This is a genomic window from Enterobacter sp. Ap-867 (assembly GCF_011752855.1).
Taxonomy (GTDB): Bacteria; Pseudomonadota; Gammaproteobacteria; order Enterobacterales; family Enterobacteriaceae; genus Cedecea.
Window position 1 is genome coordinate 636280 of sequence record NZ_VWWS01000001.1, and the last position, 12790, is coordinate 649069.

A 12790-nucleotide genomic window follows, 5' to 3' on the forward strand; every position below is an offset into this window, starting at 1 on the left:
AAAATGATTAATTTTCTAAACCTTAAACAAATCAATAACAAATATGAAAAGGAATTATTGTCAGCCTGTGAACGTGTTATTCAATCTGGCTGGTATATACAGGGCGAAGAGCTATCTGCTTTTGAGTCTGAGTTTGCAGAGTATTGTAATGTAAAATATGCAATTGGCGTTGCCAACGGTCTTGATGCCCTTATTTTGGTTCTTCGTGCATGGAAAGAACTCGGTAAGCTAAAAGATAATGACAAGGTCATGGTCCCGGCGAACACTTATATAGCTTCTATAATGGCGATCACGCAGAATAATCTAATTCCTGTGCTGGTTGAGCCGGATAGTAGTACATTTAATATGACCTATGATGGACTATCTAAATCCTGGGATGATGGGGTAAAAGCCATTTTACCAGTACATTTATATGGTCAAATTTCGCCTATGCCAGAAATCATGAGGTTCGCCGAAGAGAATAATCTGCTGGTGTTAGAGGACTGTGCTCAGTCACATGGTGCTTCTATCGGTGGAAAGAAGGCGGGGGCGTGGGGGGATGCGTCAGGATTTAGCCTTTACCCAGGGAAAAATTTAGGCGCACTTGGTGATGCAGGTATTATCACCACGAATAGCGATGAGTTGGTTAGTGTACTAAAAGCGCTGCGCAATTATGGCTCTCATAAAAAATATGAGAATATTTATATTGGTTACAACAGTCGCCTTGATGAAATACAGGCAGCAATGCTGCGTGTTAAGCTGCCTTATCTTGATAAAGAGACTGAATTAAGAAGAAAAATAGCCAATAAATATTTAAATGAGATAAAAAATTCTCATGTTCAATTACCAACACTATCCGTTGATGAAGAACATGTTTGGCACTTGTTTGTAATACAGACTAAACATAGAGAAGCATTACAACAATATCTGACTGAGAATGGGATTCAAACATTAATTCATTATCCGATTCCTCCTCATCATCAGCAAGCTTATAAACAGTACAGTCATTTAGAGCTGCCAATAACTGAGAGCATTCATCGTCAGGTTCTGTCCTTGCCAATGGATCCTAATCTATCCGACAGTGATGTGGACTTCATTATTAGAACCATTAATTCATTTTCCGTCTAAATATCAATAATTATAACGCGATTGGCTGTACATGCTTTTGGTGACAGCCTTTTCTTTTACAACGCCACACGTTTCTGCGAATAGCATACGCTTTTTATTTTTCAAGCAGAGTACTGAAGCTAGCGTTTAGTGGGTAACGTCACACTGTCTATATTTCTTATTCATTATCTAATGATGAAATACAAGAGATAAATAACCAGTGCTAAACCTGTATTAAAAGTGATGTAAAATGGAAAAAATGAATTTTGCCAAAGTTACTATTCTTAGTGGCGTTGTAACATGTTTTCGTTTGATTTGCGGTTTACTCATATCAAAAGTAGTTGCAATATATACGGGTCCTGCTGGCATTGCTAACCTTGGACAGTTACAGAACTTTGTTACTTTTGTTAATGGCTTTATTTCTTCACAGGTATCCCAGGGGGTAAATCGTTACTCAGCCGAGAATAAAAGCGATTATGATAAAGCCCAACCCTACTGGCGTGCATCAATCAAACTTTCAATAATAGCCTGTTGCTTTATTATCACCGTTGGTGTTCTTTTTTCTGGAAATATTTCGAATTTACTATTCCAGAGTAAAGAGCTCTATTGGCTGATTATAGTGGCATTAATGGTATTGCCATTAAATATAATCAACAATTTATTTCTCGGTGTACTTAATGGCTTAGGTGAATACAACCGATTCTTTCTTGCTAATGTGCTTGCAATTGCTGCAGCACTTTTGTCAATGACCGCACTAGTTTATTTCATGGGACTCAAGGGAGCCCTGCTCGCCGCAGCTTTGAATAATGCTATTGCGGGCATCCTGCTTCTGACTATTATTATAAAAAGACCATGGTTTAGGTTAGTATATTGGCTAGGTCAGGTACCGAAACATCATTTATCTGAGATGAGAAAGTATTTTCTGATGGGGGTCATTGGTGCCTTAACGGGACCGATATCGCTTATTGTTGTCAGAACGATATTGACGAATAATTTTTCAATTGAAGATGCAGGGAATTGGCAGGCAGTATCCAAAATATCAGAAGCTTATCTTGCCGTTCTCACAACAGCATTGACTGTATATTATTTTCCTAAAACAGCAGCAGCAAAGACATTCAAAGACTATATTTCAGTTTTAAAATCCGGGGTTGTGATTGTTATTCCGCTTGCTTTCGTGATGGCGATAAGTATCTTTTTATTGAAAGATTTGATTATTAGCATTTTATTCACGAAAGACTTTTCTACGGCTAAAAGTTTATTTCTATTCCAAAATATTGGTGATTTTTTAAGAATATCGAGCTGGCTCTTTGCTACCATTCTTTTGGCTAAAGGCTATTTTAAAATTAATGCAGTCCTGGAAATATCATTTTCTATATTGTTTCCATTATTAGTCAAGTTTTTAATCGTTCCCTTTGGGCTTGAAGGCGTAAGTATTTCTTATTGTATAACCTATTCATTCTATTTGATCGCGACAATGATAATATACCTATGGCACATGAAGAGGGTTATAAGTAATGAAATCGCATCAAAGTAACCCGCTCAGTGTAATTGTACCTGCGTACAATGAAGAAAAAAATATTATAAAAATCTTAAAGCAATTTGAACAACAGACAATAAGTGATTTTGAGGTAGTTATTGTTGATGATGGTTCTATTGATAATACGGTGCATTTAGCCAAGAATTTTCATTCTGAAAATTTTAAAATAAATTTATTGCAACAGAGTAATATGGGAGCCGCAAGAGCCAGAGAAAACGGAATCATGGCAGCAACTGGAGATTATGTTGCTATTGTTGATTGCGATGATGGACTTGCAAATAATTCACTCGAATTGGCAATGCAATCTTTTATCAATTGTCCAGAAGTTGATATTTCTCTATTTGATTTATGCTATGTTAACGAGCTTGGCTCAGAGATTTCCGGCAAGTTTTCATATTATACTGATAAAAAATCTGTATGCGGTAAGGATGCTCTGGCGAACAGTATTTCTATCTGGGGGATACATGCATTTGGTATTTACAAAAAAGAAATAATTTTACAGGCATATAATATTTATAATAAATATAACAATAATCATGTTAACTTATTAAATAACGACGAAATCGTCAGTCGTATTTCATTCGGCTTAGCAAAAAAAATAACCTTCTCTGACGCGAAATATTTTTTTGTCAACAACATGCAGTCAACAACTCGTCGTGTAAACGAAAATTATTATAAGGTTATCCATAACGCATTTATTCTTCAACAGATTTTAAAAGAACCTAAAATATGTTGTGAAGATAAATTTGATGCTGCGGCATATACGTTAATTATTAGTACCCAGTGGGGAGTTTTTAGACGTTATCTAAGCTGGCATAAACAATTCTCTAAGGATGCCCGAATAGCCTGGCGAAACGCATTGAAAGAGTCTACTTTGCAGGTTATCAATGCGCAAAGAAAATATGAATTCATCTTAAGTCGTAAATCAAGACTGCAACTTATTATATTAAAGCTATTTTTTAGGTAAGCATGAAAAATCCACTTATTTCAATTATCATTGCATCATTCAATGCTGAAAATTATATACGTGAAACGCTAGAGTCATGTATCAACCAATCATATAAAAAAATTGAAATTATTATTGTAGATGATTGTTCAACAGACAATAGTGTAAACATTATTAGCGATTGGTGTGAGGAAAAGAAAACAACACATCCTGGTGTTGATTGCACGCTTATTCCAAGTGAAAAAAATAATGGCATAACTACCAACTTTAATAATGCATTACCTAGTATTAAAGGGGACTGGATTAAGTGTCTTGGCTCTGACGATCTGCTTTTGCCCGATGCCATCCAAAATTTTGTTTCCAGACTTGAGAGGCTCAAGAATACTGAGAGATTAGGAGCAGTATTTACTTATTTTGAAACGTTTGGTCTGCATGTAGAAAAACCACAGCGTTATCCATTGGCATGGACCAAAGATGTCATTCAATTAAAACCTTCATGGCTGAAAGCCAAATTGTCGATGATCCATTTTAATAATGTGGCGCCCGGTGCATTCATAAATAAGAAGCACTTTTCAGGGTTTGATACACATTTTAAGTTATTAGAAGATTTACCTCTATGGCTAAAGTTTATCGACAATAATATCAACGTATTGTTTTTCGAGTACACGAGCGTTTTATATCGCATTCACGCAAATCAAGTTACCTCATCGGGAACTTCTGCCATCGGGAAAATACTTTTAAGCGATTTAATGAAAGTTAACTCCAGAAGGTGGGATAGCGGAAATTGTCTTAGTTATCTTCATCACAAGTTCAATCTGTACTGCGTATCAAAAGGTAAAAAATATCGGATTCTTAAAGTGATGAACCCCATTAATTTATTGATTTATCTTTATGAAAGGGTAAAAAAATAAAATGTTTGTTTTGCTTCTTTCTACTCCAATGCTATTGCTCTCGTTGATCTGGGAGAAATTTAACTACCGCTCCAAAGCGATGCTGAGTGTTCTTTGTTGTATTATGTTTAGTTTATTATTCTCAGCATATTATTTAAATGGAGTAGACTGGAGTATATACTATTTAAAGATTTTATATGAGAATAATCCATACATATCCTTTGAACCAGGATTTGTTTTATCATTCAAGGCAATGTTGTTCATTTTCAATAACAATTTTGGACTTGTCATTCTTGTCTGGTATTTCATTTGTTTTGGTTTGTTATCGAGGGTACTTGCGGCTTATCAGGTTAATAAACCATTATTTTGGTGCTGTCTATTATTGTTATTCGGCTATAATTTAATACTTGAGCAGTTGAGGCAGTTTTTAGCCTGTATTATTGTTTTTTATGCAGTGCTTAATTATAACGAAGATCACAATTTTAGAAAGTTCATTATGCTTTCAATTTTAGGGTCTTTGTTTCACGTTTCTTCCTTGATCATTATCCCTGCCGTAATGCTAGCGTCCATTAGAGAGCATGGTAAATTTATGATCAGTACTTTGTTTTTTATCGGTGGTGCTGTTGCGTTCATGTTTTTAGGTACCGCGATAATCAATGAATTGTCGGGATTTAACCTTATTTTTAGAAAAATTTCCATCTACATGGAAATGCATCCAATTAGTTTGACTATCGGATGGCTTAACATAATTGACCTTGTCTTTATTGTTATCTATTTCTGTTATAGAAAAACCATTGACCGCCACGAAAATATCAGACTCTTGACAAGGTTGGTTTTCCTTGGTGCCGTTGTTCATTTTTTTAGCGGCAGCATAACATTCCTTGCTCGTGTGAGTTTTATATTCTTTTTCCTGGCGATATATGTTTTTTGCATCATATCACCGACGTCGCACAGGCGCATGTTCGCGATACGTACGTACAATACATTATTTTTATCTATTTTTGTTTTCTTCATGCTGGCAATTAATCTTTCGTCTTATTTCAGAAATGCTCAGGCACCCATTAACTTCACCACAATGGACCTAAGGTTTATAAGTTTGTTTGATAAAGGTTATGTCGAATCTCTGGCACACGAAAAATTTAGTAAAACATTAGAAGCGACTTACTGATCATGAATAAGAAAATAATGTTGGTTATTACCGGGCTGGGCATAGGTGGTGCGGAAAAACAAGTTTCATTGCTTGCTGACAAGTATCTTGAAAAAAACAATGAAGTTGAAATTGTTAGCCTTACCGGACCTGTTGAAGTTACACCTCGCACTGGTATCAATATAATAAATCTTGGAATGAACAAAAGTCCGCTTGGATTTATTGCTGCTGTGTTTAGGCTTGCCAAAATAATTAAAGATTTCGCTCCTGACATTGTTCATAGCCATATGTTTCACGCGAATATTATGGCAAGAATAACTCGCTTGTTCTGTAGAAATAAGTTTAAACTAGTTTGCACTGCCCATAGCAAAAATGAGGGTGGTAAAATTAGAATGCTGACTTATCGTATGACAGATTTTCTTTGCGATGTTACAACAAATGTCAGTAAAGAGGCTTTGGATGAGTTTATTAAAAAAAAGGCTTTTTCTGCTCTTAAGTCCATTGCTGTTTATAACGGTGTGAACACGGATGAGTTTAAATTTGATAATAACGCTCATGAACATCTGCGCGACCAACTCTCTATTCTTACTGATGAAAAACTTATTCTTGCGGTTGGAAGACTGACTGACGCAAAAGATTACCCTAATCTCCTTCATGCTTTTAAAATACTGCCTGTAAACTATAAGCTTGTTATCATTGGCGATGGAGAACTCCGCGTAGATATTGAGCGGATTATTCATGAGTTAGATGTTGCATCACGTGTTTCCTTGCTGGGAAGTCTCAATGATGTGTCACAATATTACTCCGCATGTGACATATTTGTCTCTTCATCTAAATGGGAAGGTTTTGGGTTGGTTGCGGCTGAAGCAATGTCATCTGAATGTCTCGTCGTGGGTACTAACTCTGGTGGTGTAGCTGAGGTTATAGGCGATGAACGGTTTGTGGTCCCTATTTCTGATTCTAAAGCTCTCGCCAAAAAGATTCATGAGATCATGAATCTTCCACCGAATAGTAGAGCTGATATTAAATGTAGAAATAGAAAACACATTGAAGATAATTTCTCGATTGACTTTATCACTGATCAATGGATGAAAATTTTCTTTGATAAAACGGAATCAAAGAAAAACTAGCCAGTCCAAAATTTGGCTTTTTATATGATTGCTATAAATAGCCAAAAAAAGCATGAGCTAGATTTGTTTTTTTATATTAAAATCTGAGGCAACAAAATGGCAGTATTGATAACGGGTGGGGCTGGTTATATCGGTTCGCATACGGTCCTGTGCCTTCTTGAGCAAGGCTATGAAGTTGTTGTGTTAGATAATTTTTACAATTCTTCTTCTGAGTCCTTGCGTCGTGTTAAAAAAATAACAGGTGCTGATTTTGTCAATTATGACGGTGACGTGCGTGATCGCGAGTTACTAAAAAAAATATTTTGTGGCCATAAAATTGATAGTGTTATTCACTTCGCTGGGCTTAAATCTGTTGGTGAGTCTGTGCGTGAGCCGCTTAGCTATTATGATAATAATGTGTCAGGAAGCATAGTATTGCTCGAAGAAATGAATAACTTCAATGTTAAGAAATTCATTTTTAGCTCTTCAGCGACAGTATATGGCCAACCGGAATCTGTTCCATTATCTGAATGTTCAAAAATTGGTGGTACAACCAATCCTTACGGAACGTCTAAGTTGATGGTTGAACAGATTTTGCAAGATATAGCAAAAGCTACTCCTGATTTCGACATTACAATATTAAGATATTTCAATCCTGTTGGGGCTCACAAGTCCGGACTTATTGGCGAAGATCCTAATGGTATTCCAAATAATTTGGTGCCTTACATTAGCCAGGTTGCGGTGGGTAAGTTGCAACAAGTCTCGGTCTACGGTAATGATTTCCTGACTAAAGATGGAACCGGCGTGCGAGATTATATCCACGTAATGGATTTAGCCGAAGGGCACATTGCGGCATTACAGCATATGGAGACCGGTGGCTGTAAAACATACAATCTGGGGACGGGTATTGGCTACTCTGTACTTGACCTGATTGAAGCTTATGAACGCGTTATTGAGCGACCTATCCCCTATGTTTTTGCCGGACGCAGGCCTGGAGATATCGCTGAATGTTGGTCAGACCCAAGTCTCGCTTTAAAAGAGCTGAACTGGTCAGCAACCAGAAATCTTGATGATATGGTCAGGGATTCATGGCATTGGCAGAAAACGAATCCGAACGGTTACGAATGATAGCCATTGAGCAGAATCTGGTCTGATAGTGCACTACGTGCGACTTCACGCAGCAAAGTTTACCTATTTTTCGCAGAGTGAGTTAACATCAAAGCCACATTTAGAGCCGCGTGTAGGGCGCGGTGAGCACACCTGACAGGAGTATGTAATGTCCAAGCAGCAGATCGGCGTTGTGGGTATGGCCGTGATGGGGCGCAACCTGGCGCTGAACATCGAAAGCCGTGGTTATACCGTTTCCGTATTCAACCGCTCCCGTGAGAAGACTGAAGAAGTTGTCGCAGAGAACCCGGGCAAGAAACTTGTTCCTTACTACACCGTAAAAGAGTTCGTTGAGTCCCTCGAAACACCACGTCGCATTCTTTTGATGGTGCAAGCGGGCGCAGGTACCGATGCTGCCATCGACTCCCTGAAGCCTTACCTCGATAAGGGCGACATCATTATTGATGGCGGGAACACTTTCTTCCAGGACACTATTCGTCGTAACCGTGACCTGTCTGCTGAAGGCTTTAACTTCATCGGGACCGGTGTTTCCGGCGGTGAAGAGGGCGCCCTGAAAGGCCCATCTATCATGCCTGGCGGCCAGAAAGACGCTTACGAGCTGGTTGCGCCAATCCTGACCAAAATTGCTGCGGTTGCGGAAGACGGCGAGCCTTGCGTAACGTACATCGGTCCTGATGGCGCTGGCCACTACGTTAAAATGGTTCATAACGGCATCGAATACGGTGACATGCAGCTGATTGCAGAGGCCTACTCCCTGCTGAAGCATGGCCTGGATCTCTCCAACGAAGAGCTGGCTGAAACCTTCACCGAGTGGAACAAAGGCGAGCTGAGCAGCTACCTGATCGACATCACCAAGGACATCTTTACTAAAAAAGATGAAGAGGGTAAATATCTTGTCGATGTGATCCTGGATGAAGCGGCCAACAAAGGTACCGGGAAATGGACCAGCCAGAGCTCTCTGGATCTCGGCGAGCCGCTGTCTCTGATTACCGAATCCGTGTTCGCGCGTTATATCTCTTCCCTGAAAGAGCAGCGTGTAGCGGCGTCTAAAGTGCTGAGTGGCCCGCAGGCCAAGCCCTTCACCGGTGACAAAGCTGAGTTCAGCGAGAAAGTTCGTCGCGCACTGTACCTGGGCAAAATCGTATCTTATGCTCAGGGCTTCTCCCAGCTGCGTGCCGCGTCTGAAGAGAATAACTGGGATCTGAACTACGGTGAAATTGCGAAGATTTTCCGTGCGGGCTGCATCATTCGTGCTCAGTTCCTGCAGAAAATCACCGATGCCTATGCTGAAACGCCAGCTATTGCGAACCTGCTGTTGGCCCCTTACTTCAAGAAGATTGCCGACGATTACCAGCAGGCTCTGCGTGATGTGATTTCTTACGCGGTACAGAACGGTATCCCGACGCCGACCTTCTCCGCAGCCATTGCCTACTACGACAGCTACCGTGCAGCAGTGCTGCCGGCTAACCTGATTCAGGCGCAGCGTGACTATTTCGGGGCGCATACCTATAAGCGCACGGACAAAGAGGGCGTCTTCCACACCGAGTGGCTTGACTGATCTTTTCACGTTCAGATAAAAGGCCCTTCGAGGGCCTTTTTTACATTTGAGATCTGGTCAAATATCACACAGCTTATTTTTGTGATTTTTTGGCATTCGGTCTCTGTGCTGATTTTTCAGCAAATTCCGATCTTTTCCTTACAAATCATTAAGGTCTTTTGCCTACAATCTTTCTATACTATAAATCTGATGAATATACGAAGCTGTTCTCATTATTTTTTCAAAGGCAATTATGAATCGAGCTGACTTAAATGTGGCGAAAGAACACACCAGCAATCAACAGGAAAATATTGATTTAATTGATCTTCTTATCCAGCTATGGCGAGGCAAAATCGCCATTGCGGCAGCAATGATTTTAGCCATCTTAATCGCTATTGCTTATCTCATTTTTGCAACAGAAAAATGGACTTCTGAGGCGATAGTTACGCTCCCGGATACCGGTCAGATTTCGAACTACAGCAATGCCATGAGCGTTCTTAATGCCCAGTCTCCAGAGGCTGTGCCCTCGCTGGCCGAGATCCAACAGCGTTATTTTGGGCGATTCAACTCTGCCATTTCGGCCCTCTCTGAGCAGTTGGCCAATCAGCAAATACCAGAAAAACTGACCATAGAACCCGCCGGAAAGGATCAACCGCTGCCGCTCAAGATTAGCTATGTGGCGAGTTCTGCTGAGCAGGCGCAGACAACACTGAATACTTATCTCCAGCAGATTAATAAGCGGACTGTCGCTGAGCTGGATGATGACCTTAAAACTTCCGTTGACGCAAAAATAAGCGATTTAAAAGACCTGCTCGCCACAAAAGAAAAAGTTGCTAAGGAGAAACAGCAAAAGCGTCTGGATGAGCTGAACCAGGCGCTGTTGGTGGCTCAGCAATCTAATATTACTAAGCCTGCCGTTTCACAGGCTGAAACAATGTCTGAAGATACGCTGTTTGTTCTGGGAAGCGAGGCGCTTTCTTCGATGATCAAGAACGAAGCGTCCCGTCCGCTGCCTTTAGATAACTCATATTTTAACGCCCGTCAGTCGCTCCTTGCGGTGAGTGAATTAAAATCGACGCCGGAAACGACCTATGCGTTTCGGTATGTCATGAAGGCAACTTTGCCGGTGCGTAAAGACAGCCCGAAAAAAGGCCTGACGCTGGTGCTTGCCGCCTTGTTGGGCATTATTGTCGGCTCGGGCTATGTCCTGGGGCGAAACGCGCTGCGTAACTATAAATCAGCAGCCTAAGCTTGCTAAAAAAACAAAAAGGCCGCATTAGCGGCCTTTTTGACATCTGTTCCAGGGCTTATTTATGCCGGGCCCGTAAATTCTCAATCACCGTACTCAAGTCCAAATCCTGATCCTGCAGCAGCACCAGCAGGTGATACATCAAGTCAGAAGCTTCGTTGGTCAGTTCGTGACGATCGTTCACGGTTGCTGCCAGCGCGGTTTCCACGCCTTCTTCGCCCACTTTCTGCGCAATACGCTTGGTGCCGCTGGCGTACAGTTTGGCGGTATAGGAACTGGCGGGATCGGCAGTTTTCCGCGAGGCCAGCAACTGTTCAAGTTCAAACAGGAAAAGCCAGTCGTGGTGAGTATCCCCAAAGCAGCTTGAGGTGCCGAGGTGGCAGGTTGGGCCGATGGGGTTCACCAGCACCAGCAGCGTGTCGTTATCGCAGTCTGGCGCAATACGTACCACGTTCAGGAAATGGCCTGACGTTTCACCTTTAGTCCACAGGCGCTGTTTGGTGCGCGAGAAGAAGGTCACTTTGCCGCTTTCCTGGGTTTTTGCCAGCGCGTCCTGGTTCATATAGCCGAGCATCAGGACTTCACCGGACACCGCGTGCTGAACGATAACCGGCATCAGGCCATCGGTTTTTTCCCAGTCCAGCTGGGCTAGCTGTTGTTCTGTTAACACACTCGAATCTCCACGCCTTGCTGAACCAGAAACGCCTTCAGTTCACCAATATTGATAATTTGCTTATGGAACACGGAAGCTGCCAGAGCGCCGTCAACGTCCGCATCGCGGAAGGCCTCATGGAAGTGTTCCATGGTGCCTGCGCCACCGGAGGCGATAAGCGGCACGTGACACACTTCACGCACTTTATTCAGTTGCGTCAGGTCATAGCCGTTACGCACGCCATCCTGGTTCATCATATTCAGGACGATTTCCCCGGCGCCGCGCTTCTGCACTTCCTGCACCCAATCCAGCGTTTCCCACTTTGTTACGCGGGTACGGCTTTCGTCGCCGGTGTACTGATTCACGTTGTATTTGCCGGTTTCTGCGTCAAACCAGGTATCAATGCCGACCACGATGCACTGCACGCCGAAGCGGTCCGCCAGGCGAGTGATAAGCTCAGGATCGGCCAGGGCAGGGGAGTTAATGGAAATCTTATCCGCCCCGAACGACAGGATTTGCGCGGCATCCTCAACGGATTTAATCCCGCCCGCCACGCAGAAAGGAATATCGATCACTTCCGCCACGCGAGTCACCCAGCTTTTGTCTACCACGCGGCCATCGCTCGAGGCGGTGATATCATAAAACACCAGTTCGTCTGCGCCTTCCTGAGCATAGCGCTGCGCCAGCGGCACGATGTCGCCGATGATTTCGTGATTACGGAATTGCACGCCTTTCACGACCTGGCCGTCACGCACGTCCAGGCAAGGGATTATCCGTTTTGCCAGCATGAAATCGCCTCCTTCACGTTAAATTTACCTTCCAGAAGCGCGCGCCCAACAATCACGCCTTTCACGCCGCTGTTGCGCAGGGCGGCAATATCATCCAGCCCGCCAATACCGCCTGAAGCCTGAAAGGCGACCTGCGGAAAGCGCGCGCACACTTCCTGATAAAGTTCGACGTTTGAGCCTGCCAGCGTGCCATCGCGAGAGATGTCGGTGCACAGCACATGCTTGAGGCCAAACGGCAGGAACTCATCGACAAGCTGTTCCAGCGTGGTGCCGGAGGTTTCCTGCCAGCCGCTCACCGCAACCTGTTTGTTACCTTCGGCATCAATGCGCACGTCCAGCGCCAGCACCAGAGCATCGGCGCCAAAGCGTTTAAACCAGCTTTGTACCAGCGCCGGAGATTTCACCGCGGTGGAGCCAACCACCACGCGAGCGGCACCCGCATCCAGCAGGGCCTCAACGTCCTGCTCGGTACGCACACCGCCGCCAACCTGAACCGGCACGCTCACGCCAGCCAGCAGTTTTTGCAGCAGAGGAATTTGGCGGGCCGCCGGATCTTTAGCCCCGGTCAGGTCAACGAGGTGCAGCACTTCCGCACCCTGAGCCTGATAATCCTGTAAACGCGGAAGCGGATCGCTGCCGTAGTCACGCTGCTGGCCGTAATCTCCCTGATGGAGACGCACCACGTTGCCGTCAATTAAATCAAGAGCCGGAATGATCATCG

General features: G+C 42.9%; 12 protein-coding genes. 9 read left to right on the plus strand and 3 right to left on the minus strand.

All coding sequences use genetic code 11. The annotated features are described in order from the left end of the window. The first annotated feature begins 3 nt into the window (after positions 1–3). The 9 genes from F3J26_RS02900 to wzzB all read left to right on the plus strand — a co-directional run bounded on the left by F3J26_RS02900 (position 4) and on the right by wzzB (position 10629). Positions 4–1107, plus strand: a complete 1104-nt coding sequence (locus F3J26_RS02900) for a DegT/DnrJ/EryC1/StrS family aminotransferase (RefSeq protein WP_008455057.1) — start codon at positions 4–6, stop codon at positions 1105–1107. Positions 1108–1336: 229 nt separating this feature from the next. Next, on the plus strand, positions 1337–2620 hold the full coding sequence (locus tag F3J26_RS02905; RefSeq protein WP_166991289.1) for an oligosaccharide flippase family protein: 1284 nt from the start codon (positions 1337–1339) through the stop codon (positions 2618–2620). Beyond that, a complete protein-coding gene (locus F3J26_RS02910) occupies positions 2601–3590 on the plus strand; it encodes a glycosyltransferase (protein ID WP_166991291.1) in 990 nt (329 codons plus the stop codon). Before F3J26_RS02905 ends, F3J26_RS02910 begins: the two co-directional genes overlap by 20 nt. Positions 3591–3592: 2 nt before the next feature. After that, positions 3593–4480 (plus strand): glycosyltransferase, encoded by an 888-nt coding sequence (locus F3J26_RS02915; RefSeq protein WP_166991294.1) that lies wholly within the window; start codon positions 3593–3595, stop codon positions 4478–4480. Position 4481: 1 nt separating this feature from the next. Next, positions 4482–5627, plus strand: coding sequence for an EpsG family protein (locus F3J26_RS02920; protein WP_008455051.1), 1146 nt, complete (start codon positions 4482–4484; stop codon positions 5625–5627). Positions 5628–5629: 2 nt separating this feature from the next. After that, a complete protein-coding gene (locus F3J26_RS02925) occupies positions 5630–6736 on the plus strand; it encodes a glycosyltransferase (RefSeq protein WP_166991297.1) in 1107 nt (368 codons plus the stop codon). 96 nt (positions 6737–6832) lie between these two features. Next, positions 6833–7843, plus strand: a complete 1011-nt coding sequence (gene galE, locus F3J26_RS02930; protein WP_166991300.1) for a UDP-glucose 4-epimerase GalE — start codon at positions 6833–6835, stop codon at positions 7841–7843. Between the two features lie 148 nt (positions 7844–7991). Next, entirely contained in the window at positions 7992–9401 is a 1410-nt protein-coding gene (gnd, locus tag F3J26_RS02935) for an NADP-dependent phosphogluconate dehydrogenase (RefSeq protein WP_166872614.1), read from the plus strand. A gap of 232 nt (positions 9402–9633) precedes the next feature. Continuing rightward, a complete protein-coding gene (gene wzzB / locus F3J26_RS02940) occupies positions 9634–10629 on the plus strand; it encodes an LPS O-antigen chain length determinant protein WzzB (RefSeq protein ID WP_166991303.1) in 996 nt (331 codons plus the stop codon). A gap of 58 nt (positions 10630–10687) precedes the next feature. Here the strand turns inward: wzzB and hisIE are convergent, their stop codons facing one another. The 3 genes from hisIE to hisA are packed head-to-tail and all read right to left on the minus strand — an operon-like array spanning position 10688 to position 12788. Further along, positions 10688–11299: a bifunctional phosphoribosyl-AMP cyclohydrolase/phosphoribosyl-ATP diphosphatase HisIE gene (gene hisIE, locus F3J26_RS02945; protein WP_008455044.1), complete on the minus strand. Its 612-nt coding sequence runs from the start codon at positions 11297–11299 to the stop codon at positions 10688–10690. After that, positions 11293–12069 (minus strand): imidazole glycerol phosphate synthase subunit HisF, encoded by a 777-nt coding sequence (gene hisF, locus F3J26_RS02950; protein ID WP_166991306.1) that lies wholly within the window; start codon positions 12067–12069, stop codon positions 11293–11295. Before hisF ends, hisIE begins: the two co-directional genes overlap by 7 nt. Continuing rightward, on the minus strand, positions 12051–12788 hold the full coding sequence (gene hisA / locus F3J26_RS02955; RefSeq protein WP_166991309.1) for a 1-(5-phosphoribosyl)-5-[(5-phosphoribosylamino)methylideneamino]imidazole-4-carboxamide isomerase: 738 nt from the start codon (positions 12786–12788) through the stop codon (positions 12051–12053). The genes hisF and hisA overlap by 19 nt, the downstream gene beginning before the upstream one ends. Positions 12789–12790: the final 2 nt, after the last annotated feature.

Excerpts from the sequence above, each read along its gene's own strand:
- F3J26_RS02900 (WP_008455057.1), top strand. The coding sequence starts at position 4 with ATGATTAATTTTCTAAACCTTAAACAAATCAATAACAAATATGAAAAG.
- hisA (WP_166991309.1), bottom strand. The coding sequence starts at position 12,788 with ATGATCATTCCGGCTCTTGATTTAATTGACGGCAACGTGGTGCGTCTC.
- F3J26_RS02910 (WP_166991291.1), top strand. The coding sequence starts at position 2,601 with ATGAAATCGCATCAAAGTAACCCGCTCAGTGTAATTGTACCTGCGTAC.
- F3J26_RS02925 (WP_166991297.1), top strand. The coding sequence starts at position 5,630 with ATGAATAAGAAAATAATGTTGGTTATTACCGGGCTGGGCATAGGTGGT.
- F3J26_RS02915 (WP_166991294.1), top strand. The coding sequence starts at position 3,593 with ATGAAAAATCCACTTATTTCAATTATCATTGCATCATTCAATGCTGAA.
- gnd (WP_166872614.1), top strand. The coding sequence starts at position 7,992 with ATGTCCAAGCAGCAGATCGGCGTTGTGGGTATGGCCGTGATGGGGCGC.
- hisF (WP_166991306.1), bottom strand. The coding sequence starts at position 12,069 with ATGCTGGCAAAACGGATAATCCCTTGCCTGGACGTGCGTGACGGCCAG.
- wzzB (WP_166991303.1), top strand. The coding sequence starts at position 9,634 with ATGAATCGAGCTGACTTAAATGTGGCGAAAGAACACACCAGCAATCAA.
- galE (WP_166991300.1), top strand. The coding sequence starts at position 6,833 with ATGGCAGTATTGATAACGGGTGGGGCTGGTTATATCGGTTCGCATACG.
- F3J26_RS02905 (WP_166991289.1), top strand. The coding sequence starts at position 1,337 with ATGGAAAAAATGAATTTTGCCAAAGTTACTATTCTTAGTGGCGTTGTA.
- F3J26_RS02920 (WP_008455051.1), top strand. The coding sequence starts at position 4,482 with ATGTTTGTTTTGCTTCTTTCTACTCCAATGCTATTGCTCTCGTTGATC.